The sequence below is a fragment of the Nocardia gipuzkoensis genome (assembly GCF_021183645.1).
GTDB classification, from domain to species: Bacteria; Actinomycetota; Actinomycetes; order Mycobacteriales; family Mycobacteriaceae; genus Nocardia; species Nocardia abscessus.
The window spans coordinates 4046377-4066823 of sequence record NZ_CP089225.1; the positions used below are offsets into that span (position 1 = coordinate 4046377).

The following is a 20447-nucleotide window of genomic DNA, read 5'->3' on the forward strand; positions in this document are numbered from 1 at the left end:
GATCCGCCGCTGAAAATACCCCTTGGGTGTACCGGTATCTACGGGCTCGCGATGTCGATGACCAGCCTGGTCGGGTTGGACAGCGCGCTGACGCTGAAGGCGGGCCGGTCGGCCTGGAGGCCGATGAACGACTGGGTGGCGCCTTCGAACACCGTCGTCCGATAGACGCCCGCGATGCCGGGCACCGCCGGGTCGACGGCGGGGTCCGGGCCCGCGTAGGGCGTCACGCCGCTGTCGAACGGGTAGGCCGAGCCGAGGATGCGCACTTCGAGGATCGACCGGCCCGCCACGTCCACGGGATTGCCGCTGCCGTCCTGCACCGCCGCGTCGGTGTAGCGGACGAGCCAGCCGGGCGTGCCGACCCCGCCGAGGTCGTAGACCACGCGATCGAAGCCGGGCTGGCGCCCGAGGCGAATGTCGGTCACCGTCAGCGCGGCGTCGCCGGACGCCTTGCCCTGTTTCGGCGCGGTGTCCTGGGGTAGTGGAGCCTGCGCGACCGCGGCCGACGTGCCTGTGATGGAAGCGACCGGGAGACCCGGCGTGGACTGGTCGTCACCACAGCCCGCGAGAAGTGCCGTCGCGACCGCGACCATGAGCACCATCCTGTTGCGCATGGCCCGATGCTACTCAGCGGAAGGGCTCGGATGGCGTAACCGGAGAGTGTTGCGGCTGATTCGCGCTCAGGTGGCCGCACGCGCGGGCGAGTGTGGACGCGGCTGGTCTGCCGATGCGACCACGCTGATTGCTAATCGATTGCCATTCCTGGTGTTCGGAGTGTAAGGGTCCTGGAGCCACGCGTGTACCGGATGCCGTCGGCAGTTCACTTTTTCCGGGGACGCCGACTGGAGCGGATGTCTGCGGCGACGCAAGGTTCCGGTATCGAATTGCGGGGCTGTGGTTTACGGATGCATCAGGGGTTGCTCGCGGGCGGCGGTCCGCAGAGAGGAGGGCGGCGCAGTGTGGCGGCCGAGCCGGGTCCGCTGGCCGGGTCGACGGCGCAGTCGATCTCGCGGACGGTGTGCTCGGGCGTCCGGAGCGTCAGCGGCGCCATGCGCGTCGCGACGATGTCCGCCCGCCACCCTCCCTCGCCGACGAGCGCATGCGGCGGTCGCTTCTCACGATCCGGTGACGACGGGCACATGGCGGTCATGCCCGCTGTTCGTCGCCGCGAAACAGTCTGCCGGCGTGCGCTTCAGCGCGCGCACCGGCTCGCCGCGCAGGTCGCGAGATCGATAGGCCGGGGTGGGCGCGACCAGTGGGCAACGATCTAGCACACTTGAGGTGTGGGACATGTCGAGGACGTACTGAGCCGGCTGCGGCGGTATCCGGACGTGGAGGCACTGAATCTCTACGCCGTGGACGCCGCTGATCGGCTGCTGCTCGACGTCGCGGCCGACGCCTTGGCGACCGCCGATAGCGGAAAGGTAGCCATTATCGGTGACGCCTATGGCGCGCTGACCCTCGGCGCCATCGCGGGGCACGATCTGCGCGACGTCCGGGTGCATCAGGATCTGCTCACCGGCGAACTCGCGCTGGCCAACAACGCTCGCGCGGCAGGTCTGTCGGATCGCTACACCGCGCACCCACTCGGAGCGGGGTTGCTCCATGATGCCCAGGTGGTGCTGCTTCGCCTGCCCCGGGTGCTGGCGGGGCTGGCCGAGGTCGCCGACGCCATCGCGCGCTACGCCGACCCGGCGGTCGAGGTGTTCGCGGGCGGGCGGGACAAGTATCTGACCAAGGCGATGAACGACGTTCTGGCCCAATCGTTCTCCGAGGTGCGCGCAAGCCGGGGCAGGCAGAAGTCGCGGACCCTGCTGGTGGCCGGACCCAAACCGGTGGCGGGTCAGCCGTTTCCGGTGCGCGATCGGCTGGACGAACTGGGTCTCGAGGTGGTCGCGCACGGCGCGGCCTTCTCCGGGGCGCGCCTGGACATCGGCACCAGATTCCTGCTCGAGCATCTGAAGCTGATGAAGCCGGACGCCCGCGACGCCATCGATCTCGGCTGCGGTACCGGCATCCTGGCCGTCGCGCTGGCCACCGCGCGGCCGGGCATCAAGGTGACCGCCACGGACCAATCCGCCGCCGCCGTGGCCTCGGCGCGGGCGACCGCCGAGGCGAACGGTGTCGCCGACCGCGTGTGCGTCGTGCGCGACGACGCGATGTCTTCGGCCGCGGACAACAGTGCCGATCTGGTGCTGTGCAATCCGCCGTTCCACGTCGGCGCGGCCGTGCACACCGGATCGGCGATCAAGATGTTCGCCGAGACCGGGCGGGTGCTGCGCCCCGGCGGAGAGCTGTGGACCGTGTACAACTCACATCTGAACTATCGGGCCGTGGTCGAACGGATGGTGGGCCGGACCGAGGTGGTCGGCCGCAACCGGAAATTCACGGTGACTCGTTCCGTGCGTGGTCTGCACGATCCACGGCAACGGTAGAGTCCGAATTGTCTGGTCTGCGGGACTCCCTCGGGAACCCGCGACGGATGACAAACGTTGGACAGGGCAGTTGGATATCGAGTGGACCATCTCGATGATCAGCGGCAACGACTCCAGAAAGGGACGCCGTTCACATGCGTACCACGAGCAATCTGGTGGTACGAAAACCACTGCACTAGAGTAGCCTTCACCACGGCAGCCGTCCAGGGCTGCCGTAATGCCGATGGAGGCTACCGTGAAGCGAGCCGCTGTCTACCTCCGCCAGTCCGAAGACCGCGACGATGATCAGCTCGCCATCTCCCGCCAGCGCGAGGACTGCCACATGCTCTGCGCCCAGCGTGGATGGGATCCCGTTGACTACGTCGACAATGACACCTCTGCCGTCGGTATGAAGCGGAAACGGCCGTCGTGGGATCAGATGCTCGCCGACATCGACGCAGGCATCATTCAAGCCGTCGTGTGCTGGGACCTCGACCGGCTGTACCGCGAGCCGATCGACCTGGAGTACCTGATTCCTCTGGCTGATCGGATGGGGATAGCGCTCGCTACCGTCACCGGTGATGTCGACCTGTCAACCGACAACGGCCGAATGATCGCGCGCATCAAAGGCGCTGTGGCCCGCGCCGAGATCGACCGGCGATCGGCTCGTCAAAAGCGCAAGATGCGCCAGCTGGCCGAAGCGGGGGAGACGTGGACATCGCGGCGCCCATTCGGTTACAACCTCGACGACACCACGGTCCCGGAGGAGTTGGCCGCGGTGACCGAGGCGTACCAGATGATCCTGGCGGGCCATTCCTTGATGTCGATCGTCCGGGCATGGAACGCGCTCGGCCTGAAGTCGACGCTGGGCAACGAATTCAAGAGCCAGGTGTCGATCCGGAAGATCCTCCAGAATCCGCGCTACGCAGGACTGAGGGCGTACAACGGCGAAATCCTAGGCAAGGCGAAGTGGCCGGCCGCCGTGACGGAGGACGTGTACCGCGCGGTGTGCGACATCCTGGCGGACCCGACGCGGCGCTCCGGAACATCGACGGGCCGCGTGTATCTGCTGACCGGGATCGCGCTGTGCGGGCTGTGTGGTGCCGCAATGGATGTGACGGGCACGACCCGTACGCGGCGTCCGGCGTACCGATGCCGGGGATGCTTCAAGACCCAGAGGCAGGTGGACCTGGCTGACGATCATGTGACCGAGCTGGCGGTTGCTCGGCTCTCGCGTCCGGATGCCGAGGACCTTCTGGTGGACCAGAATCGGCCGGACATCGAGAAGTTGCGGCGGGAGGCTGCCGCGATGCGGGAGAAGCTGAAGACGATCGCGACCAAGTGGGCCGACGATCTGTTGACCGATGAGCAGGTGTCGGCGATGACGAAGCGGGCGAAGGCCCGGCTGGACGCCGCGACATCGGCGATGGAGGACGCGAACCGGGCCAGGTTGTTCAAGGGCGTGGTGGGTAAGGACGCGGGAGAGTTTCGGGGGCTGTTACTTGACCGCCGGCGGGCGATCGTGGACGCCTTGATGGTGGTTACGTTCCAGAAAGCGTCTGGGCCTGGGAAGTTCGACCCGGAATCGATTCGGGCGGATTTGCGGATGTAGAAACAACCGACTGCCCAGTATGAATTCCGGTGGGCCAGTAACCTTCTGGTAGAACATGTTCCATGCTGAACGTTTGCCGATCCGGCGTGATAACGGTTTGGAATTGACCGGACCGTAACCCGCGTAAAGGTATCGTAAAGCTTTCAATCGCAACTATTATCCACTTCACACTGGTGACACGTAAAGAAAGCTGCGTGCACGGCGTCGCGGATAGGTCGGGAGATCGGAAGGTCAGGGGCGTTGTTTGGGGCAGGGCAAACAGAGGGCGAGCTACCTGGGATAGCTGAGCGCCCAACGGTACTGGTCGAATCCGTCGCGGGCATCACGGAAGCGGCGCCCTCAGGAGAGATCTTGGCAGGCGACGTCTGGACTGTCATCGCGACAGTCATTCTCAGACGCGGGAAGGTAGTGAAGGTGCCTTGTTACGGACTGACGACGGCGCAGCAGGTTGCTCTAGACGCCGCCGCAGAAGCGGTCTGGTTGCACGGCCGTGACGTTCTAACCGGTTGGCAGTATCACTCCAGGGTCGGATGGTTCGCCGACATCAGAGTTGCTACCCATCGGCAGTGAGGTCGTCGCGCTCCAGGATGCTGGAGAGTCGGTCTTCGCTGGTTGGCGTGCCCGAAACGTAACTGGGGTCGGGTCGCCCGTCTGGTAAGTACCGCACGGCATCGCTGGCCTTGATCTGTTGAAGCAGAGCCAACAGCATCCCCCGCCCGTTCTCGGACAGCGTCGGGTCGGTCCGGATAGCGGTCTCCGAGTCCGCCTCCGGTTCGGTGAGGATGATTCCCATATCAGCCAGTGCCGCCCGCGCCACCGTTGCCGGTGTGACACCCAGCCCCGCGGCCAGTCCGAAGATCGTGCTCCGACTCAGTGAGGGGTTGTCGCCGCCCGCTACCCGTCCGATGTTGGACTTGCCCAGCTTTTCCCCCCGCGCCTTCGCTCGCGCGACCATCTGTGCGTCGGATAAGCCGTTGAGTCTCTTCTGCTGCTCGATCAGTGCACCCAGGTGCGACTCATGGCGTGTGGCCATGCGGTCCTCCTTCGAGGGCTCAGGCTCTATGTCAGGACATCGACGCGGTCACAGGACACGGCCGGATTGTGGTCGACGTGCCCAGGTGGACACCATAACTATGCCACGCCTTAGTTGGGAAGTATGCAGGTCGGAACGCATTGTTGCGTCCGATGGCCCGGCGTTTGGTTGCTGGGTGGACACCACGCGGTATCGAACTGGCCAGAATTACTGGACACCATGGCCATAGGCGAGTAGCTTCAGATGGACAGGATCCGCTAGCGCAGGAGGTGCCGATGATCCTGAAAGACCACAAGAAGCTCGAAAGGCTGATGGTCGTCCAGGGCGTTAGCCACCGCCAGTTGGCCACCGCAGCGGGGTACAAGGCGCACAGCCACGTCAGCCGCCTGGTTCGCGGCGAAGCTCGCCATGTTGCAACGGACGCCGCCCTCCGGATCGCCCACCAATTGCGGGTGGCCGTGGAAGACCTTTTTTTGCCCGAAGAGACCAGTAATTCTGGCCGTAAAGACCATAAGAGGGCGTCATGACCATCGGTGACGAAAAGTACGAAGCGGCCAAACGGGCATGGATCGAGAAGCAGCTGGAGAACTGCCCGCCACTGAACGAGCGTCAGCGGGAATTGATCCGTTCGGCATTCGCCGCCCACCGTCGCGAGAAGCTCGCCGCCGCGCAGAAGGGAGCGGCGGCATGAGCGACATCGCCCGCATCAACGATGCCTCCCCGTTCGACGCGATTCGTCGTACCCGTCCGGATGGCTCGGAGTACTGGTTGGCGCGCGATCTGTGCAAGCTCGTGCAGTACGAGACGTGGCGGAACTTCGCGGCCGCGATCGACCGCGCCAAGCTCGCCTGCGAGAACAGCGGAGCCGCAGCTCAGGATCATTTTGTCGGCGTCGGCAACATGATCCAGGTCGGCAAAGGTGGACGCCGCGAGGTCGAGGACTTCGAACTCTCCCGCTTCGGTGCCTATCTGACCGTGATGAACGGAGATCCGCGTAAGCCGGAGATCGCCGCCGCCCAGGCGTATTTCGCCATCCGCACTCGTGAGGCGGAAGTGACCGCGCTGGAGCCTCGTCGGCAGGCCGAGCTTGTCACGAAGGCAGACCTCGCCCGCATGGTGCTGGAGATCGAAGAGGAGAAGGCGGTCATGGCCGCCGCCCTGGAGTCGGCCGCCCCGGCCGTCGCCTACCACGATCGGTATGTCGCGAACGACGATGCGGCGACGGTGAAGGTGTGGGGCGCGCAGCACGGTCTGACGCAGCCGCAGGCGTTCGCGCTGCTGGTGGACAGGAAGCTGATCTACCGCGTGCTGATCGGTGAGCGCTGGTCGGAAACGGAGCAGCGGAAGATCGCCGAGTACGAATACCGCGCGTACGCGAAGTATCTCGGCTGGTTCGACCTTCGTCCGCAGCATGAAGCGCCCCGGCATCACAACGGGCAGGTGCGCCAGACGCTGTATGTCCGCCAGCAGTTCGCGTTGCAGGTTGCCGAGAAGTGCGGACTCTCCGGGCAGTTGCGCCTCGATGGCGGTGCGGCATGAGTGACCAGCTGATCACCGCTACCTGCATGGTCTGCGACACCGGCATCCACTGGTTCGAGTGCCCCACGGGCGGCTGGTGGGCGCACGACGTACATCCCACCGACCATCACGACGCCGCGACGCTGGTCGAGGTCGAAGAGGACATGACCAACGACGGCCTGTGGATCACCGTCGGCATCAAGGGCGGTGCGTCGTGATCCTCCTCCTGACTCCTGTCGCCGTCGGCTTGATCCTCTCCTTCCCTGTGCATCTTCTCGTCGCTCACGCGATCAAGAGGGGGCGGAGATGAGCGCGCCCGAGCGTAAGCCGTTCGGCGCGCACGCTGGCCGCGCCTGGACCGGGTTCGCGATCGAGGACGCCTGCCCCTGCCCGCAGGAGCCGTGTGGCCTGGTCGATCCCGGTCTCGCCGACCCGGACTGCCCACACCACCCGCTGGTTCGGTCGAAGTCGTTCCGTCAAGGCCACGCAGCCAAGGACTGCCCCGGCACGCGGATCGGCCAGCTGATCGAGCAGTCGTCGCTCGGCAGCCCTACTGCCCGCGCGCTCCGGCGCGGCGTGTCGGTGGAGGTCGCGCAGGAGATCGTCCGGCGTGCAAATGCAAAGTCTTCCGACTCCCTCGGCGCGGTCCCCCCTGCCGCCGAGGGTGGGCGTCCCGGCGGTGATGGCAGCGGACCCCTCGCCGCGCCCCGCCGCTGGTACGACGCGCTGTTCCTGATCGCGAGTAACCCCTGCTCGAACGGTGATCCGGCAGTGGCTTGCCCCGACGAGTTCGGTGCCGACCGGAAGCGGTGGTGCAGCTACTGCATCGCTGCCGATGCCTTGAATCCCCGCGTGCCCGATCAGGGGGTGCAGCGATGAGCGACCGCGAACAGATCACCGAAACGCTGGCCCGCGCGGCATACACGAAGGGCCGCACCACCGGCCCCGAGTGGGAAACGCTGGACAACGCTTGGCTTCGCGACCACTACCGGGCGATGGGCGAGTACTACGCCGACGCCCTCACTGAGGCCGGTCACCTTCCGGAGTCCATCGGGTTCCTGTTGCTGGCGAAACAGGGCAAGAACCTGCGCATCGTCCGGGATCTCACCGACGCCGCAGGGGCCGAACAGATTCAAGCGGAGTGCCAGGAGCACGCCGCCGCGAACCCGGAGTGGTACGGGAAGTTCGAGTACCTGACCGCCTCTGTCTCCCTCTGCGCGGCAGCCCCCTCTGCCGCTGCCGAGGGCGGGACGCACCCGGAGGGCTCCGGCGAGCTGCAGAGAACCGCTGTCGAGACCGAGGGTGCGTCCCAATCCGACGGGGGTGAGCAGCAGTGAGCGACAACGTGAGCCACTTCCCCGGCTCGGATCTCGCCATCCGCACACTCCACGCGGAGATCGAACGGCTGGCGTCCATCGCGTCGCAGGCGTACATCTCCCGTACCCCGCTGCGGATCGAGCACACCACCGACAGCCACCGCTCGGAGATGCAGTGGTGGCATGACGACAACGGCCTGAAGATCTTCACCTGCGACGGCGGGGTCTACGTCTCCTCGACGCTCCAGTTCCAGTACTGGCCGGACTGGTATGCGCTGTCCAGCCAGCAGGTTCGGGCGATCGCGAACGCGCTGTGGTCGGCCGCTGCCTACGTCGAACCTTCGACCCCCTCATCCCCAGAGACCCCTGCTCCTGGGGATGAGGCTGCACGCCCCGAACCGTCACGTGATGGCGATCTCGGCGGTCCGGGGCGTGCCACCAACTTCCCCTGACAAGGGAAATGGCCGCCGGAATCCGACTCCGACGACCACCAGAAAACAACACGCGAGAAAGAAGTCTACCCCATGAAGACCATCCATTCCCCTGCCTGCCGCCAGAAGATCTCCGAGTGGTGGAGGCAGCCCTTCGACTCCGTTTACCACCGGTTGGCGAGCTTCGCCTACGACCACACCGACGCCGAGATCAGCGACCTGCTGTTGACCATCTTCGATGAGGACCCGGCGGACTCGGACGCCGTCCAGGCCGCGCGGGAGTTGTGGCCGCTGCTGCTGCTTCGAGAGCCCCTGCACACTCCGGAGGAGCTGAGCGACGAACTCGACTCGGTGGCCCGGGATTACGCGCTGCTGAAGATGCGCACCGAAGCGCTGGCAGCGAAGTACCGCGCGTTGGAGCCGTGGTCGGAGCGCTTCGACCGGTACCCGCATGAGGACCCGGAGTTCGGATCGCTGAACATCGACCGCACGGTGCGGGGGTTGCAGTCGGCCGCGCGGTCGCTGGGCGGCTACGCGGCGGAGAGTCTGGCGGAGGCGCGCGAGGACGCCGCGAAGCTGCGGGTGTACGGCGAGACCGCGCCGGCGGTGACCGCGTGACGAAGTACGACCACGGCCCGCTCGACACCTACGAGATCGTCTGGACCTCCGGGCACGTCGAGTACATCCAGGCGCACCAGGTGCTGCTGCCGCCCGAGGACTCGTTCCCGTTCAAGCTCGGTGACGGCGTGTACGGCTCGACGGGAACGGCGACGAGGCCGCGCCGGGGCTGGGCATTCCATGGCGAGATCGACGGCCACTGGCGACTGCTGCTGACAGCGCGGGCTGAGGATATCCGCTCGGTGCGGAACGTCACCCACACCCGCGACGAGGTTGGGGGCGCGTCGTGACCCGCCTGCACATGCCTCACCCGCACATCGGGGAGCGCATCCACAACGCCCTCGAACACTTCCGCCATCGCGTGATCGTCCCGGACGGCCACGACTGGCCGGAATGGCACTACGCCGACGCCAAGCCCGATTGGGAAGACCGAAACGAAGGGGGGAAGTGATGTCCGGCACCGCTTACCGCACCAACATCCGGCCCGGCCGCACGGCGAACATCGACTCCATCTACGCGGTGTGGCCGCCCGCCCGCTACGGCGAAGACGACATCACCACGCACGTCTATGTGTCCTCCTCCCCGATGGTGGGCGACACCGTGGTCCATCCCTGCGACCGCGACGGGAACGTGCTGTCGCTGCAACTGCTGGGGTGCGTGCCGGTCCTCAACCACCGCAAGGCCCTGGAGGCCGCTGGGTATGAGCTGGAGGTGTTCGCGTATGTCCGCGTCTGAGCTGAACGAAGACCAGCGGTGGGAGATCGCGCGCCGCTTGGACAAGATCCCCACGGCCTGCTGGGCGGACCTGTGCATCTGGGCAGTGTTCGCACCGGCGCCCGAGGAGGGCGACGAGCCGGAGGACTTCGTGCCCAACACCGCGGCTGGTGCCCGGTGTGCGATGGACGCCAGCCGGGATGGTGGCTGCTACTGCGGGAAGTTCCGCACCGGGCTGGCGGTGTCCGATGGCCGCTGAGCATCTGCCCTGCGCTTCGACGCAGTACGGATTCGCCTGGGGTCCGGCGGAAGTAACTCGGCTGACGGAGATCGACGGCCGCGTGGTCGTCGGCATCCGCACCGCCACCGGCCAGGAGATCACGGTCTACGTGTCCGCGACCGGCCGTTCCGTTCGGGTGTTCAAGAAGGGCCACGGCGAATTGAAGGCGGTGTCCGATGGCCGCGCGTGAGCCCTGGTTCCGCCCGTACGAGGCCGCCGCCGAGCGCGCCAAGATCGCGGACACCGAGGAAGTCGACATGCACGAGCTGGCCTTCGCCATGGAGGCCGCTGGCTGGTTCGGTGCCCGCCGCTCCCTTCCCCTGCTCGACACCGCCATCGAAGCCCTGGAGGAGTGGTGACCGGTTTCTGGTTGGACCTCCTCGGCGGCACGTGGGAGCTGGTGACCGCAGGGTTCATCGGGCTCGTGCTCGTCGGCATCTGGCTCGGACCCGGCGAGGACTACTCCGGTGCTCCCGTGGACGACGCCGGCGAGGAGTTCGACGACACCGCTGCATGGGACCGCGGCCACGACGAGTGGATCGACCGAGAGGCGGGGGTGTGGTGAGACCCGAATGCGCCTGCACGTCCTGTCTCCCGGAGAACCGGCGTCAGGACAACACCGACCGCATGTACGCGGCGTCGGTGACCGTGATCTGTGTCCGCTGCGGCACACCCGGAACGACGACTGTGGGCCGACTGATCGGCCTGCGTCAGCGCTACCTGTGCATGAAGTGCGACAGGCGGCCGAAGAGGAGCAATCCGTGACCGACACCAATCAGTTGATCGTGAACTTCCGCGGCGGCGTCGGGGAGCTGAAGCCCAACAACCCGGAGGAGATGGCGAAAGCGCGGCTCACCGCAGCCCACTACGCCGAGAACGCCGAGGAGCTGGGGACGTTCCTGGACATGCTCGGCCTGCGTGAGCACTTCGTGAAGCAGCAGCAGCGGCCGAAGCACAACCCGTCCAGCCTGATGCACAACCCGGGCAACTGCCGGAAGTGCGGGGTGCGCATGGTGCCGCGCAAGTCGGCGCAGCCCGGTGACGTCCGCTACGGCGGTCTCGGCCTCTGTGTTCGCCACTACGCCCAGCACCGCCGCGCCGTGCTCAAGGAGGCGCAGTGACCGACAACGAATGGAGGAAGAAGGCGTCCTGCCGTGCGCACTCCTCCGAACTCTGGTTCCCGGAGCGCAGCAACCAGTCCAAGACCGCGGTGGAGATCTGCCATGCCTGCCCGGTTCGCCGCCAGTGCGCGGAGGACGCGGTCAAGCGTGACGAGCGGTGGGCGATCGTCGCGGGCTTCCGGTGCGGCGAGAAGAAGGAGCGGGACGCGCTGAAGGACTGGCTCAACGGCACCGTCGTCCAGGCGCCGAAGCCGCGCCAGACCGTGCGTTCCCGCAGTTCTTGCGAGCGCATCCCGGCCGGACCGGCGAGCGAGCACATGAAGGCGCTGGCCGAAGTGATGCGCTACGACGAACTGATCGCCATCACCGGCCTGACGGCTGGGGTTGTGAGCGGCCTGCTGTACGGGCGCCGCGGTAAGCCGCGCCAGACCGTGCGCAAGGAGGACGCCGAGAAGGTGTTCTCGGTGCAGATCGAGGCGGCGTCATGAAGCGCTACGGCCCGTATGTCGACTACGACAAGCTCGCCGACGGCGCCATCGCCTTGTGCGAGCAGGTGCGTGATGTCGAGCCCGCTGCCACGTTCACCGAACTCGTGGATCGGTGTGTGCGGGATCCGCAGCGGATGGCGCAGTTGTTGATGTGCCTGGCCGTGTGGGTCGACATCGACGGTCCCGCCTCCGCGCTCACTGGCCGTGCTGAAGCGGTCGCCCGAGGACATGTCCGGAGGTCGGCATGACCTACATCCACGACTTCGCCGAGTGGCGGTACGCGCTGCCGGACAACGGTTTCAGCGAGGCCGTGTTCGAGCTGGACCCGTCTGGCCGTATCCGCCTGATCGGCAACGAGATCGACCACGACACCCGAGACCGCTACGGCGTGTTCGGCGCCGACTACTCCGCCGACGACATCGACCAGTTGGCCGACCGCCTCAAGGCGATGGCGGCCCGATCGAGGGGAACCCTTTGACCGACTACAAGATCAAGCGCAACTACCTGGATCAGCCGTGGGTGATGCCGCCCGGCGCTGGCCCGCTGACCGGGGAGTGGCGTGAAGGTAAGGACCGCCGCGGTAAGCCGAAGCGCTGGTGGTATTCCACCGACGCCGTGCCCTACTCGCGGATGTCGGCGGTCGCGAAAAGCCTGGACACCAAGGAGGGGCTTGTCGATTGGGCTGCGGCGCAGGCAGCGGTCGGGGTGATGCTCGATCCGGCGGCGCGCTCGGAGATCGTCACGCTGATCAACGAGTACGACGGTGACCCCTGGAACGCCGACGAAGGCGGGGTCGCGCACTCCGGGAAGGACCGCCTCAAGGCCGCTGTCGAGCAGGCGCGCACCACGGCCGGGCAGCATGTCGCCGCGTCCGCTGGGTCGGAGTTCCACAAGCTCGGCGAGCTGGTGAACCGCGGGCAGGAACCGCGGCTGGTCCAAGACCACCTGAAACCGCTGCTGGCGGAATACAAGGCCGCGGTGGCGCCGATCCGGTTCCTGCGGCAGGAACTGTTCGTCGTCAACGACGAGCTGCGCCGCGCGGGATCGCTGGACTACCTGTTGCAGCTGCCGGACGGCCGGGTCCTTGTGTCAGATTTGAAGACCGGCAAGTGGGATGTGCGCTACCCGATGTCGGTGACGACGCAGATCGCCGGCCTGGCCACCGCCGTGGTCTACGACCAGGAGACGGGGGAGCGGCGGCCGATCCACCCTGACCTGGACACGTCCACCGGGCTGCTGGTGCATTTCCCGATCATGCTGCGCGAGCCGAAGGTCCGGTTCTACGAACTCGACCTGGAGCTGGGCGTGCGGGCCGCCCGAATCGCCCGTGACATCGAGGACTTGAGGAACGCGTTCAAGCGCAAGGGCGCGGAGCCGCGCCCTTTGGAGGTGCTGGTATGAGCCTCGAATTCGAGGAAGCAACAAAGGAAGCCGCGAAGGCCCGAATCGCCCTCACTGGCCCCGCAGGCGCCGGAAAGACCTACACGGCGCTGATGCTGGCGTTCGGGCTGGGCGAGAAGGTAGCCGTCATCGACACCGAACGCGGGTCCGCGTCGAAGTACGTGGGTCGCAACGGGTGGCGGTTCCAGACCATCAAGCCTGTGTCGTTCGCTCCGCTGTCGCTGGTGGAGCATCTCGGCAAGGCGGCCGGCCGTTTCGATGTCGTGGTCATCGACTCCCTGTCGCATTACTGGGCAGGCACGGACGGCATGTTGGAGCAGGTCGACCGCCGCTCCGGTGCGAACAAGTTCGCCTCCGGCTGGAAGGTCGTCGGCCCGGAGGAGAAGAAGATGGTCGACGCCATCCTCGCCTTCCCCGGGCATGTGATCGCCACCCTGCGGGTGAAGACCGAGTACGTGCTGGAAACGAACGACCGCGGCAAGCAGGAACCTCGTCGGGTGGGGTTGAAGCCGATCCAGCGTGACGGGATCGAGCACGAGTTCGACCTCGTCGGCGACCTGGACCTGTCCAACACGCTGACGGTGTCCAAGTCCCGTATCGAGGGTGTGGACATCGGCGCCGCCTACAGCAAGCCGGGTGTGGAGCTGGCGGTGAAGGTGGCTGAGTTCCTCGCCGACGGCGCCGAGGTGCCCGCGGTGATGGAGTACCGGGAGCGGGCTCTTGAGCTCGACTCGGTCGACGATCTGAGGAAGTTGTTCGAGGAAGTCTCGGGCCATCAGCTCGACGGCGCCCCGATGCTGGACGATGGCGGGTTCCCCACGGTGCTGGGTGACTTCATCCGCAAGCGCGCCTCGCAGGTGAAGATGCGCAACCCGGAGGCCGGGTCATGACCGACGAACCCAGGGTGCCGCAGACGCCGAACGACGTGGTGCTCGGCCTGATGAAGCTGTCCCGCCGTCTCGACGAGGTGACAAACGCTCTCAACGAGAAGGACGAGGAAGCCACCCGCAAGCGGGCCGCGCACACCCTCGCCAACTCCGAGGCGTTCATCCGTGCGGAGGGAAGCGTGGACCTGCGCAAGCACAAGGCAGTCGTCGAGACCCATGATCTGCGCTTCGCCGCCGAACTCGCCGAGATGGAAGTGCGCGGTCTCGCGCGGGCCGTGAAGACGCTCACCACCCGCATCGAGGTAGGTCGCTCGACGGGGGCCGCTGTTCGGTCGGACATCTCGATCGCTGGAAGCGGGGTGTATGGGGCGTGATCTATTTCGAGGACATGGAGCGCGAGCGCTTTGGCCACACCATCGACCACACCGGTGTGTATCAGGCACTCGACGGCAAATGGTACGCGTACCACATTTCTCCCGGCGGTGGCTCTGGTTCTGTTGGCTACGACACCGCCCTCGAGGCTCGACGGGAGCTGCTGTCGACGCTGTTCGCGTTCGACCGCATGGACTGGGAGTGGTGGACATGGATGCAGAGCGGCGACCGTGCCCCCCGTGATGTGTTGACCACTCACCAGCAGATGGTCGTCGGCGGCGTGCCGAAGCGCCTGGCGGGCCCGCGCAACGTGCTGCGCATCGATGGGCATCACTACATTCCTCGGTGCATCGACCAGAAATCCACCAGCCCCTTCAAGGGATTCGGTGGACGCACCTTCCGGTGGCGTTGGCTCGACGAGCCCGAAGATGTCGTGCACTTCTCCAACGACGTGATGACGCAGGGCGAGATCCCGGAGAAGATGCGGCACCTGCTGACGGACAACGCCGTGTGGGTCACCTCGGAGCGTGGCGCATGAGTGTGAATCCCCGTTTCCAGGACGTGGTCCGGCAGTCGTGGCCGAAGTCGGGACCGCGCCCGAAGCAGCGCCGCGACACGCGCCCCCGCGAGGATGTGCTGGATCTCGTGCGCGCCCGCTGCAAGGGCCGGTGCGAGCGCTGCGCCCAACCGCTCACGGGCATCCACGGCGGCGACCCGCATCACCGGAAGCCGCGCGGCGCCGGTGGAACTCGCGACCCGCGCATCAATCTGCCGAGCAACATCGTCGCGCTCTGCCGTCCCTGCCACGACTGGATCGAGTCGCAGCGCACGGCCGCGCTCAAGGACGGCTGGCTGGTCCCACGTCGAGCGAACCCGGCACGCAAGGAGATCCGGTCTCGCCTGCATGGCGTCGTGCTGCTGTCCGATGACGGCCGTGTCGAGCCGATCGGGGGTGAGTCGTGAGCTCCTGGACCGACAGCGAACGCGACCTGCTACGCAACGTCCACCACTACCTAGGCCAGGTCCTCGCCAACCCCGCCGGCGGGATCGAGCACCTGCGCGGCGGCCACGGATCCGGCGGTGGGGCAGGGTTCACCTACGAATTCGGGTCCACCGCGATCCGCGGCCAATGGCGTGAGTGGATCCCGGAGCAGTGGAGGCCGGACGGGCGTCCTCGGCGGTGGCGGTCCGGTGCCCTGCTGCTCGTGGCGACCGTCTCCTATACCCGGCTGGAGGCGTGGGCGGAAGCCCAGCCCGCCGGGTTGCGGGCGAAGGCACTCACCTATTGGCAGACCTATCCGGAGTACACGCGAGATCTGCCTGCGTTGGATCGGGTCACGCTCGCTGCGATCGAGGGGCGTCCTGCGCGGAGGCGTGGGAAGTCGATCGCCATCCCCACGTCGGAGCAGTACGCGCTGTTCGGTTCCGTCTCCCCGATCGAAGGAGGGGCAGCGTGAAGCTCGAATTGATCAGTTGCGGCGCTGGCATCCAGTCCGCCACTATCGCGCTCATGGCCTGCCGAGGCGAGCTCGGCCATGTCGACGGCGCGATCTTCGCCGACACCGGATGGGAACCGGCCCATGTCTACCGGCAGCTCGACCGGTTGGCCGTTGAGTTCGAGCGTGCCGGTATCCCCCTCTATCGGGTGAGCAAAGGAAACCTGCGCTCCGACACCCTGGACCCCGATGCGCGGTTTGTGTCGGTGCCGTACTTCACCCGCAACGCCGATGGCAGCGATGGCATGGGCCGCAGGCAGTGCACCAGCGAATACAAGCTCGGGCCGATCAACCGCAAAGTGCGGGAACTGCTGGGAGCGAAGGCGCCGGACTTCCGGTCCGTCCCACGAGGCCGGGTCGCAGTGCAATGGATCGGATTCTCGACGGACGAGATCCACCGTGTCAGCGACCGCGACGAGAACCTGTACACGCGCAAGCGGTACCCGCTGCTCGAGCTGGGCATGTCCCGCAAGGACTGCGAGCGCTGGCTACGCGCGGCCGGGTGGGGTGGCACCGCGAAATCAGCGTGCATCGGCTGCCCGTTCCACGGCAACCGACAGTGGCGAGAGATGCGCGACCAGCGCCCCGACGAATGGGCCGATGCCGTGGATTTCGACCGCCAGATCCGCAAGGGCGGTGCGCGTGCTAGCGCCGGACAACTCGACGGAGAGGCATTTCTACACCGATCCAGGGTGCCGCTCGATATCGCTCCGATCGACCGTGTAACGGCCCACGAATGGGCCGACCGGCAGATCGACATCTTCGACGAGCTCGCCGAGTACGGCGACCCCGACGGCTGCTCGCCGTACGGGTGCCGTTCCGGTGCGGCCGTCCACCCGATCGAAGGAGGGGCAGCATGACCGAGCGCAGATATGCCGACTTTGACGTAATCGCTGACGCCGACGGCGTGATGCATGCCATGGACAACGGGATCGGCCAGTGCATTCGTCACGGAATGGAGGCAGATTGCCTCAGTCGATTGATGCTATTCGGCTGGGCCGATCCGGGCATTCGCATCAACCACCGGAATGGACGTGCGTGATGAACCACGACCAAGTGCGTCACGGATACACACTTCACGACCTCGATGTCCTTGTGCGTCGGGGCATCCTCCGCAACCCGTGGTATCAGGCCGTCGACCGTGACGAGCGGTACGCGACTGGCTGGCATGCAGCGGTCGAACTGCTGTACACCAGCGACACGCCCCCAGAACCTAGGGATCTGACTCACGCGGCCTGGTCGGCAGCGGACCGGTGGACCCGCCGCGATGCGGAAGAGCATGGCGTGCCCCGTTTCCGGGGTGACGACTACGCGGGCCGCACCGACCTGCCGAAGTTCCACGCCTACTGGACGCGCCGGTCGATCGGCGCAGTCGATGAGCCGGTGGTGGAGCGGGTCGCGCTGGCGCAGATCTGGCCCCGACTGAAACCCGACTACCAGGAGGCGCTGCAAGCCCTCGCCGCGTACGAGGACTACGCGGAAGCGGCCGCTGCGCTGGGTTTGCGGTACCACACGTTCTGCACGCGAGTCCGCCACGCCCGCAACCGGTTCGATGAGTTGTGGATGGAGGGGGAGACCCCGCGGAAGCGGTGGCGGGACAAGCGTGTCTGGACCCCCGGTGGGAAGCGGGCCAGCCTGTCGGTGCACATCCGCCGGCGCGCGAACTGCTCGCCGATGCCCCCGGACTCGGCAAGACATCCGGAAGGAGGTGCGTCATGAGCCGGTTGTGTGACTCCTGCCGTGAGTCCTACGAGAAGTGGATCGACTACCGGTTCACCGGTCCTCTCGGCCGGTGGCGGACGGATTCCCCGGACGGCAAGAACGTCGAGCTGTACTGGCAGAGGTCGATGGAGGCGCTGCGTAAAGCCCGTGAGGAGCGGGAGGCATTGTCGCGGTGGCAGTGCGAGCTGATCGTCCGGACCTGCGCCGGGCACCTCGACGTCGAGGAGGCGGTATGACCGACACCTTCCGGCTCCTCATCACCGGCTCCCGTCATTGGCCCGACGAGAACGCCGTGTGGGAGTCCATCGCCATGGCCATCGCGGAGAACCTCCCCGACGGTGGCACGGTCACTGTCGTGCACGGCGGCTGCCCCACCGGCGCCGACTACTTCGCCCACACCTGGTTCTCGCTGCCGATCTGCGACCCCGGCTACCGCGCGGTGGAGGAGGTGTATCCGGCCGAGTGGCGACTGTTCGGTAAGGCGGCCGGGATGCGGCGCAACGCGGAGATGGTCGCTCTCGGCGCCGACCTCGTCCTTGCGTTCCCTCTGCCGGGCGCCCGGTCGCTGTCTCGGGGCACGTGGGATTGCGTGGACCGGGCGCGGATCGCCGGTTTGCGGGTGGAGGTCGTGGCGCTGACGGATGCGCCTCGGGCGGCCTGGGATGAGCCGGGGCTGTTCGAGATCGGGGAGGTGCGGTAGATGGCCGTCAGCAAAAGAGTTCGGTTCGAAGTCCTGCGGCGGGACAACCACACGTGCCGGTACTGCGGTGGCGCGGCGCCGGATGTGACGCTCACCGTGGACCATGTCGTCCCCGTGGCACTCGGCGGCAGTGATGATCCGTCGAACCTGGCTGCGGCGTGCAAGGACTGCAACGCAGGTAAGACCTCGACCAGCCCCGACGCCCCGCTCGTGGCGGACATAGACGCCAAGGCAGTTCAGTGGGCGAAGGCGATGCAGATCGTCGCTCAAGGCCGGGCGGTCGAGCGAGATGAGCGTGAGCAAATCTCCGACCACCTGCTCGACCACTGGGAGGGCAACCGGCCCAACCGCTGGAACTCCTCGGATCTTCCTCACGACTGGATGAATTCGGTCATGGCGTTCCTGGAGGCCGGCCTGGAACTCGGCGACCTCGAAGAGTTGATGTTGATCGCTCTGAACACGCGGACCGCCACCAACAAGTGGAGGTACTTCTGCGGCTGCTGCTGGACCCGCATCCGGCAGGCGCAAGAGCACGCCGCGCGCATCGTCTCCCAATGGGAGCAGGACGAATCCGAGGGCGACGACGAGGACTACGAAGTCAGCGAGGCCGAGCACATCTGGGCCAGCATCGCCGTGCAGTGGCGCGAGACAACCGGAACCCGCCTTCGCTTGTGCATCTGCCTCGAACCATGCGGCAAGGACGAATGCGTCATGCATGTCGCTGGACTCGCCCAGGGTGCGCTCATCGGCATCGCCGAGATCGCCCAGTACATCACCAAGCAGGAGAGCGGCCCAGAGCCGCTGATCGAGGAGGCAACGGATGGCGCGTGAGCACGGTCGAGTGCTGTCCCGGATCTGGCGCGACCCGGACTTCCGGGCGCTGAGCGTCGGGGCGCAGCGGATGTACCTGTTGCTGCTGTCCCAGCCGACGATCAACAACGCCGGCATGCTGCCGCTACAGATCGGGAAGTTCGCGAAGGGCTGCGACAGCACCAGCGAGGAAGATGTCCGGATCGCGTTGGGGGAATTGGCTCGCGCCAACTTCGCCTATTTCGACGAGGACTCCGAGGAGGTGTTCGTACGGTCCTACATTCGGAATGACGGCGTGTTGAAGCAGCCGAACATTGTGAAGAACGCATTGCGTTGTGCAGCGGCCATCGAGAGCGAATATCTGCGGTCGGCTATGGCGATCGAGTTGCGACGGATCGGGCGGGATGACGCCACCGCGAGGGCCGCCGAACTCGACCCCTCGGAGACTGCTGCTGACGACTTCCAGAAGGCTCACGCCAGGGTTCTGGAGGGCCTGGTCACCCCTTTTGAAACCCTTCCCGAACCCTTCCCCGAAACGGAAGGGTTTCGAAACCCTTCCCCGAACCCTGCGGGGAGGGGGAGGGGGAGGGGGGAATCTCCCGTAGGTAGTTCCTCAAGTTCTCAAGCTAAGGAAGCAAGGCGCGAAAAAGCTGCGCCGGCCAAGCCGGACGCGGCCAAGCCGAAGGCCGTCGAGCAGGTCGTGGCCGAGCGCGCCTACGAGCGAGTCGGCAAGGCGCTCAACTTCATGGCCACTCGCCAGATCGTGAAGTGGGCCATTCACGAACGCGGCGCCGACCCGGACACGGTCGAGAACGCAATCGTCTCGATTTACAAGATGGGCAAACCGATCACTCGGCAGGTCGTCGGCCAATTCCTCGACGGCCATTTCCACGCCAACACAAATGGCATTTCGCGGGCGGATCAGAAAGTCCAGGGCTACCTCGAAATGGGCGCTCGCCTCACGAGCCACTCGGATGAGCCGAAGGAGATCACCCGATGATCACCGACGACGACAAGCACACGGCGGCCATGGTTCTGGCCAAGTGTGCGGCGAACGACCCGTGGTTCCCGGCTGGCGGCGAGTCCACCGTCCTCGCCTGGGCGGAGGTGTTCTCCGACTCGGGGCTGGCGCGTGAGGATCTGCTCGCCGGCGTGGCCCGCGCCTACCGCCTGGCGGAGGAAGGCTTCCGGCCTCTCCCGGCTTCGATCGTGCGCCATGCCCGCGCCGCCTACTTCGAGCAGCTGAAAGCGCTGCCGGAGGAACGCCGTGAGCTGATGGAGGAAGCGAATTACATCCTCCAGGACATGGGTGTCTCACCCCCGGACGCGCACAGGTTCGCTCGACGGGTGGCGTTGGGGCGTGAACCGCACTTCCGGTTGACCGACGCCCAGGACGCTGAGTTCCGGCAGAGGTTGGCGCAGCGGCAGCAGTTGACCGCACCGCGGGTGATCGACATGACGAAGTTCGCTCGCCCGGTGGATGAGGCGATCTCCGATGCCTAGCCCGATCCCTG

At 66.4% G+C, this 20447-nt stretch carries 38 protein-coding genes; 35 read left to right on the forward strand and 3 right to left on the reverse strand.

The features are described from left to right. Positions 1-38 precede the first annotated feature (38 nt). Complete coding sequence (locus tag LTT66_RS17940; protein WP_233068894.1) at positions 39-614, reverse strand: AMIN-like domain-containing (lipo)protein; 576 nt, start codon at positions 612-614, stop codon at positions 39-41. Positions 615-910: 296 nt separating this feature from the next. Further along, a complete protein-coding gene (locus LTT66_RS17945) occupies positions 911-1150 on the reverse strand; it encodes a hypothetical protein (protein ID WP_233068896.1) in 240 nt (79 codons plus the stop codon). Between the two features lie 133 nt (positions 1151-1283). Between LTT66_RS17945 and LTT66_RS17950 the strand changes: the two genes are divergently transcribed. Both LTT66_RS17950 and LTT66_RS17955 read left to right on the forward strand, forming a co-directional pair. After that, entirely contained in the window at positions 1284-2435 is a 1152-nt protein-coding gene (locus LTT66_RS17950) for a class I SAM-dependent methyltransferase (protein ID WP_233068898.1), read from the forward strand. 235 nt (positions 2436-2670) lie between these two features. Next, on the forward strand, positions 2671-4026 hold the full coding sequence (locus LTT66_RS17955; RefSeq protein ID WP_233068901.1) for a recombinase family protein: 1356 nt from the start codon (positions 2671-2673) through the stop codon (positions 4024-4026). Between the two features lie 553 nt (positions 4027-4579). Here LTT66_RS17955 and LTT66_RS17960 read toward each other — a convergent pair. Then, positions 4580-5059 carry a hypothetical protein gene (locus LTT66_RS17960; RefSeq protein WP_233068902.1) on the reverse strand — a complete coding sequence of 160 codons (480 nt, stop codon included), beginning with the start codon at positions 5057-5059 and terminating at the stop codon, positions 4580-4582. 275 nt (positions 5060-5334) lie between these two features. Here LTT66_RS17960 and LTT66_RS17965 point away from each other — a divergent pair, with 275 nt between their 5' ends. The 33 genes from LTT66_RS17965 to LTT66_RS18125 all read left to right on the forward strand — a co-directional run bounded on the left by LTT66_RS17965 (position 5335) and on the right by LTT66_RS18125 (position 20436). Continuing rightward, positions 5335-5586, forward strand: coding sequence for a helix-turn-helix domain-containing protein (locus LTT66_RS17965; RefSeq protein ID WP_233068905.1), 252 nt, complete (start codon positions 5335-5337; stop codon positions 5584-5586). After that, positions 5583-5750 carry a hypothetical protein gene (locus tag LTT66_RS17970; protein WP_233068907.1) on the forward strand — a complete coding sequence of 56 codons (168 nt, stop codon included), beginning with the start codon at positions 5583-5585 and terminating at the stop codon, positions 5748-5750. Before LTT66_RS17965 ends, LTT66_RS17970 begins: the two co-directional genes overlap by 4 nt. Then, entirely contained in the window at positions 5747-6598 is an 852-nt protein-coding gene (locus LTT66_RS17975) for a phage antirepressor KilAC domain-containing protein (RefSeq protein ID WP_233068909.1), read from the forward strand. Before LTT66_RS17970 ends, LTT66_RS17975 begins: the two co-directional genes overlap by 4 nt. After that, positions 6595-6795 carry a hypothetical protein gene (locus LTT66_RS17980; protein WP_233068911.1) on the forward strand — a complete coding sequence of 67 codons (201 nt, stop codon included), beginning with the start codon at positions 6595-6597 and terminating at the stop codon, positions 6793-6795. The genes LTT66_RS17975 and LTT66_RS17980 overlap by 4 nt, the downstream gene beginning before the upstream one ends. A gap of 88 nt (positions 6796-6883) precedes the next feature. Continuing rightward, complete coding sequence (locus LTT66_RS17985; protein ID WP_233068913.1) at positions 6884-7456, forward strand: hypothetical protein; 573 nt, start codon at positions 6884-6886, stop codon at positions 7454-7456. After that, entirely contained in the window at positions 7453-7914 is a 462-nt protein-coding gene (locus LTT66_RS17990; protein WP_233068916.1) for a hypothetical protein, read from the forward strand. The genes LTT66_RS17985 and LTT66_RS17990 overlap by 4 nt, the downstream gene beginning before the upstream one ends. Beyond that, positions 7911-8345 (forward strand): hypothetical protein, encoded by a 435-nt coding sequence (locus tag LTT66_RS17995; RefSeq protein ID WP_233068917.1) that lies wholly within the window; start codon positions 7911-7913, stop codon positions 8343-8345. The genes LTT66_RS17990 and LTT66_RS17995 overlap by 4 nt, the downstream gene beginning before the upstream one ends. A gap of 72 nt (positions 8346-8417) precedes the next feature. After that, the gene (locus LTT66_RS18000; protein ID WP_233068918.1) at positions 8418-8942 is read left to right on the forward strand and encodes a hypothetical protein; all 525 of its coding nucleotides are present in this window, start codon (positions 8418-8420) and stop codon (positions 8940-8942) included. Continuing rightward, entirely contained in the window at positions 8939-9232 is a 294-nt protein-coding gene (locus LTT66_RS18005) for a hypothetical protein (protein ID WP_233068919.1), read from the forward strand. Before LTT66_RS18000 ends, LTT66_RS18005 begins: the two co-directional genes overlap by 4 nt. Further along, the gene (locus LTT66_RS18010) at positions 9229-9393 is read left to right on the forward strand and encodes a hypothetical protein (RefSeq protein WP_233068920.1); all 165 of its coding nucleotides are present in this window, start codon (positions 9229-9231) and stop codon (positions 9391-9393) included. Before LTT66_RS18005 ends, LTT66_RS18010 begins: the two co-directional genes overlap by 4 nt. Next, a complete protein-coding gene (locus tag LTT66_RS18015) occupies positions 9393-9677 on the forward strand; it encodes a hypothetical protein (RefSeq protein ID WP_233068921.1) in 285 nt (94 codons plus the stop codon). Before LTT66_RS18010 ends, LTT66_RS18015 begins: the two co-directional genes overlap by 1 nt. Next, positions 9664-9915 carry a hypothetical protein gene (locus tag LTT66_RS18020; protein ID WP_233068922.1) on the forward strand — a complete coding sequence of 84 codons (252 nt, stop codon included), beginning with the start codon at positions 9664-9666 and terminating at the stop codon, positions 9913-9915. Before LTT66_RS18015 ends, LTT66_RS18020 begins: the two co-directional genes overlap by 14 nt. After that, entirely contained in the window at positions 9905-10126 is a 222-nt protein-coding gene (locus tag LTT66_RS18025; RefSeq protein WP_043702434.1) for a hypothetical protein, read from the forward strand. The genes LTT66_RS18020 and LTT66_RS18025 overlap by 11 nt, the downstream gene beginning before the upstream one ends. Further along, complete coding sequence (locus tag LTT66_RS18030) at positions 10113-10295, forward strand: hypothetical protein (RefSeq protein ID WP_233068923.1); 183 nt, start codon at positions 10113-10115, stop codon at positions 10293-10295. The genes LTT66_RS18025 and LTT66_RS18030 overlap by 14 nt, the downstream gene beginning before the upstream one ends. Further along, the gene (locus LTT66_RS18035) at positions 10292-10501 is read left to right on the forward strand and encodes a hypothetical protein (RefSeq protein ID WP_233068924.1); all 210 of its coding nucleotides are present in this window, start codon (positions 10292-10294) and stop codon (positions 10499-10501) included. The genes LTT66_RS18030 and LTT66_RS18035 overlap by 4 nt, the downstream gene beginning before the upstream one ends. A 196-nt stretch (positions 10502-10697) precedes the next feature. Then, entirely contained in the window at positions 10698-11057 is a 360-nt protein-coding gene (locus LTT66_RS18040) for a hypothetical protein (RefSeq protein ID WP_233068925.1), read from the forward strand. Further along, complete coding sequence (locus LTT66_RS18045) at positions 11054-11545, forward strand: WhiB family transcriptional regulator (RefSeq protein WP_233068927.1); 492 nt, start codon at positions 11054-11056, stop codon at positions 11543-11545. The genes LTT66_RS18040 and LTT66_RS18045 overlap by 4 nt, the downstream gene beginning before the upstream one ends. Continuing rightward, entirely contained in the window at positions 11542-11793 is a 252-nt protein-coding gene (locus LTT66_RS18050; protein WP_233068929.1) for a hypothetical protein, read from the forward strand. The genes LTT66_RS18045 and LTT66_RS18050 overlap by 4 nt, the downstream gene beginning before the upstream one ends. Beyond that, a complete protein-coding gene (locus tag LTT66_RS18055) occupies positions 11790-12023 on the forward strand; it encodes a hypothetical protein (protein WP_233068930.1) in 234 nt (77 codons plus the stop codon). Before LTT66_RS18050 ends, LTT66_RS18055 begins: the two co-directional genes overlap by 4 nt. Continuing rightward, complete coding sequence (locus tag LTT66_RS18060; protein ID WP_233068933.1) at positions 12020-12946, forward strand: hypothetical protein; 927 nt, start codon at positions 12020-12022, stop codon at positions 12944-12946. Before LTT66_RS18055 ends, LTT66_RS18060 begins: the two co-directional genes overlap by 4 nt. Continuing rightward, positions 12943-13836: an ATP-binding protein gene (locus LTT66_RS18065; protein WP_233068935.1), complete on the forward strand. Its 894-nt coding sequence runs from the start codon at positions 12943-12945 to the stop codon at positions 13834-13836. Before LTT66_RS18060 ends, LTT66_RS18065 begins: the two co-directional genes overlap by 4 nt. Next, positions 13833-14207 carry a hypothetical protein gene (locus tag LTT66_RS18070; protein WP_233059833.1) on the forward strand — a complete coding sequence of 125 codons (375 nt, stop codon included), beginning with the start codon at positions 13833-13835 and terminating at the stop codon, positions 14205-14207. Before LTT66_RS18065 ends, LTT66_RS18070 begins: the two co-directional genes overlap by 4 nt. Beyond that, complete coding sequence (locus tag LTT66_RS18075) at positions 14204-14743, forward strand: hypothetical protein (protein ID WP_233059834.1); 540 nt, start codon at positions 14204-14206, stop codon at positions 14741-14743. Before LTT66_RS18070 ends, LTT66_RS18075 begins: the two co-directional genes overlap by 4 nt. Next, the gene (locus tag LTT66_RS18080) at positions 14740-15168 is read left to right on the forward strand and encodes an HNH endonuclease (RefSeq protein WP_233059835.1); all 429 of its coding nucleotides are present in this window, start codon (positions 14740-14742) and stop codon (positions 15166-15168) included. The genes LTT66_RS18075 and LTT66_RS18080 overlap by 4 nt, the downstream gene beginning before the upstream one ends. Next, the gene (locus tag LTT66_RS18085) at positions 15165-15662 is read left to right on the forward strand and encodes a hypothetical protein (protein ID WP_233059836.1); all 498 of its coding nucleotides are present in this window, start codon (positions 15165-15167) and stop codon (positions 15660-15662) included. The genes LTT66_RS18080 and LTT66_RS18085 overlap by 4 nt, the downstream gene beginning before the upstream one ends. Positions 15663-15715: 53 nt before the next feature. Then, positions 15716-16561 (forward strand): hypothetical protein, encoded by an 846-nt coding sequence (locus tag LTT66_RS18090; RefSeq protein ID WP_233069315.1) that lies wholly within the window; start codon positions 15716-15718, stop codon positions 16559-16561. Further along, on the forward strand, positions 16558-16743 hold the full coding sequence (locus LTT66_RS18095; RefSeq protein WP_233059837.1) for a hypothetical protein: 186 nt from the start codon (positions 16558-16560) through the stop codon (positions 16741-16743). The genes LTT66_RS18090 and LTT66_RS18095 overlap by 4 nt, the downstream gene beginning before the upstream one ends. Positions 16744-16985: 242 nt before the next feature. Further along, positions 16986-17420, forward strand: coding sequence for a hypothetical protein (locus LTT66_RS18100; RefSeq protein WP_233059838.1), 435 nt, complete (start codon positions 16986-16988; stop codon positions 17418-17420). Next, positions 17417-17659 carry a hypothetical protein gene (locus LTT66_RS18105; RefSeq protein WP_233059839.1) on the forward strand — a complete coding sequence of 81 codons (243 nt, stop codon included), beginning with the start codon at positions 17417-17419 and terminating at the stop codon, positions 17657-17659. Before LTT66_RS18100 ends, LTT66_RS18105 begins: the two co-directional genes overlap by 4 nt. Then, positions 17656-18123 carry an SLOG family protein gene (locus LTT66_RS18110; RefSeq protein ID WP_233059840.1) on the forward strand — a complete coding sequence of 156 codons (468 nt, stop codon included), beginning with the start codon at positions 17656-17658 and terminating at the stop codon, positions 18121-18123. Before LTT66_RS18105 ends, LTT66_RS18110 begins: the two co-directional genes overlap by 4 nt. Before the next feature lie 84 nt (positions 18124-18207). Next, entirely contained in the window at positions 18208-18954 is a 747-nt protein-coding gene (locus tag LTT66_RS18115) for an HNH endonuclease (protein ID WP_233059841.1), read from the forward strand. Continuing rightward, positions 18944-19933 (forward strand): hypothetical protein, encoded by a 990-nt coding sequence (locus tag LTT66_RS18120; RefSeq protein WP_233059842.1) that lies wholly within the window; start codon positions 18944-18946, stop codon positions 19931-19933. The genes LTT66_RS18115 and LTT66_RS18120 overlap by 11 nt, the downstream gene beginning before the upstream one ends. Continuing rightward, complete coding sequence (locus tag LTT66_RS18125; protein ID WP_233059843.1) at positions 19930-20436, forward strand: hypothetical protein; 507 nt, start codon at positions 19930-19932, stop codon at positions 20434-20436. Before LTT66_RS18120 ends, LTT66_RS18125 begins: the two co-directional genes overlap by 4 nt. Positions 20437-20447: the final 11 nt, after the last annotated feature.

Coding starts and splice junctions, on each gene's coding strand:
- LTT66_RS18030 (WP_233068923.1), top strand. CDS start 10,113: ATGGCCGCGCGTGAGCCCTGGTTCCGCCCGTACGAGGCCGCCGCCGAG.
- LTT66_RS17945 (WP_233068896.1), bottom strand. CDS start 1,150: ATGACCGCCATGTGCCCGTCGTCACCGGATCGTGAGAAGCGACCGCCG.
- LTT66_RS18110 (WP_233059840.1), top strand. CDS start 17,656: ATGACCGACACCTTCCGGCTCCTCATCACCGGCTCCCGTCATTGGCCC.
- LTT66_RS17940 (WP_233068894.1), bottom strand. CDS start 614: ATGCGCAACAGGATGGTGCTCATGGTCGCGGTCGCGACGGCACTTCTC.
- LTT66_RS18095 (WP_233059837.1), top strand. CDS start 16,558: ATGACCGAGCGCAGATATGCCGACTTTGACGTAATCGCTGACGCCGAC.
- LTT66_RS18080 (WP_233059835.1), top strand. CDS start 14,740: ATGAGTGTGAATCCCCGTTTCCAGGACGTGGTCCGGCAGTCGTGGCCG.
- LTT66_RS18065 (WP_233068935.1), top strand. CDS start 12,943: ATGAGCCTCGAATTCGAGGAAGCAACAAAGGAAGCCGCGAAGGCCCGA.
- LTT66_RS18055 (WP_233068930.1), top strand. CDS start 11,790: ATGACCTACATCCACGACTTCGCCGAGTGGCGGTACGCGCTGCCGGAC.
- LTT66_RS17980 (WP_233068911.1), top strand. CDS start 6,595: ATGAGTGACCAGCTGATCACCGCTACCTGCATGGTCTGCGACACCGGC.
- LTT66_RS18070 (WP_233059833.1), top strand. CDS start 13,833: ATGACCGACGAACCCAGGGTGCCGCAGACGCCGAACGACGTGGTGCTC.
- LTT66_RS18120 (WP_233059842.1), top strand. CDS start 18,944: ATGGCGCGTGAGCACGGTCGAGTGCTGTCCCGGATCTGGCGCGACCCG.
- LTT66_RS18015 (WP_233068921.1), top strand. CDS start 9,393: ATGTCCGGCACCGCTTACCGCACCAACATCCGGCCCGGCCGCACGGCG.
- LTT66_RS18125 (WP_233059843.1), top strand. CDS start 19,930: ATGATCACCGACGACGACAAGCACACGGCGGCCATGGTTCTGGCCAAG.
- LTT66_RS17965 (WP_233068905.1), top strand. CDS start 5,335: ATGATCCTGAAAGACCACAAGAAGCTCGAAAGGCTGATGGTCGTCCAG.
- LTT66_RS18020 (WP_233068922.1), top strand. CDS start 9,664: ATGTCCGCGTCTGAGCTGAACGAAGACCAGCGGTGGGAGATCGCGCGC.
- LTT66_RS17975 (WP_233068909.1), top strand. CDS start 5,747: ATGAGCGACATCGCCCGCATCAACGATGCCTCCCCGTTCGACGCGATT.
- LTT66_RS18025 (WP_043702434.1), top strand. CDS start 9,905: ATGGCCGCTGAGCATCTGCCCTGCGCTTCGACGCAGTACGGATTCGCC.
- LTT66_RS18090 (WP_233069315.1), top strand. CDS start 15,716: ATGGCCTGCCGAGGCGAGCTCGGCCATGTCGACGGCGCGATCTTCGCC.
- LTT66_RS17970 (WP_233068907.1), top strand. CDS start 5,583: ATGACCATCGGTGACGAAAAGTACGAAGCGGCCAAACGGGCATGGATC.
- LTT66_RS18105 (WP_233059839.1), top strand. CDS start 17,417: ATGAGCCGGTTGTGTGACTCCTGCCGTGAGTCCTACGAGAAGTGGATC.
- LTT66_RS17990 (WP_233068916.1), top strand. CDS start 7,453: ATGAGCGACCGCGAACAGATCACCGAAACGCTGGCCCGCGCGGCATAC.
- LTT66_RS18050 (WP_233068929.1), top strand. CDS start 11,542: ATGAAGCGCTACGGCCCGTATGTCGACTACGACAAGCTCGCCGACGGC.
- LTT66_RS17960 (WP_233068902.1), bottom strand. CDS start 5,059: ATGGCCACACGCCATGAGTCGCACCTGGGTGCACTGATCGAGCAGCAG.
- LTT66_RS18000 (WP_233068918.1), top strand. CDS start 8,418: ATGAAGACCATCCATTCCCCTGCCTGCCGCCAGAAGATCTCCGAGTGG.
- LTT66_RS17985 (WP_233068913.1), top strand. CDS start 6,884: ATGAGCGCGCCCGAGCGTAAGCCGTTCGGCGCGCACGCTGGCCGCGCC.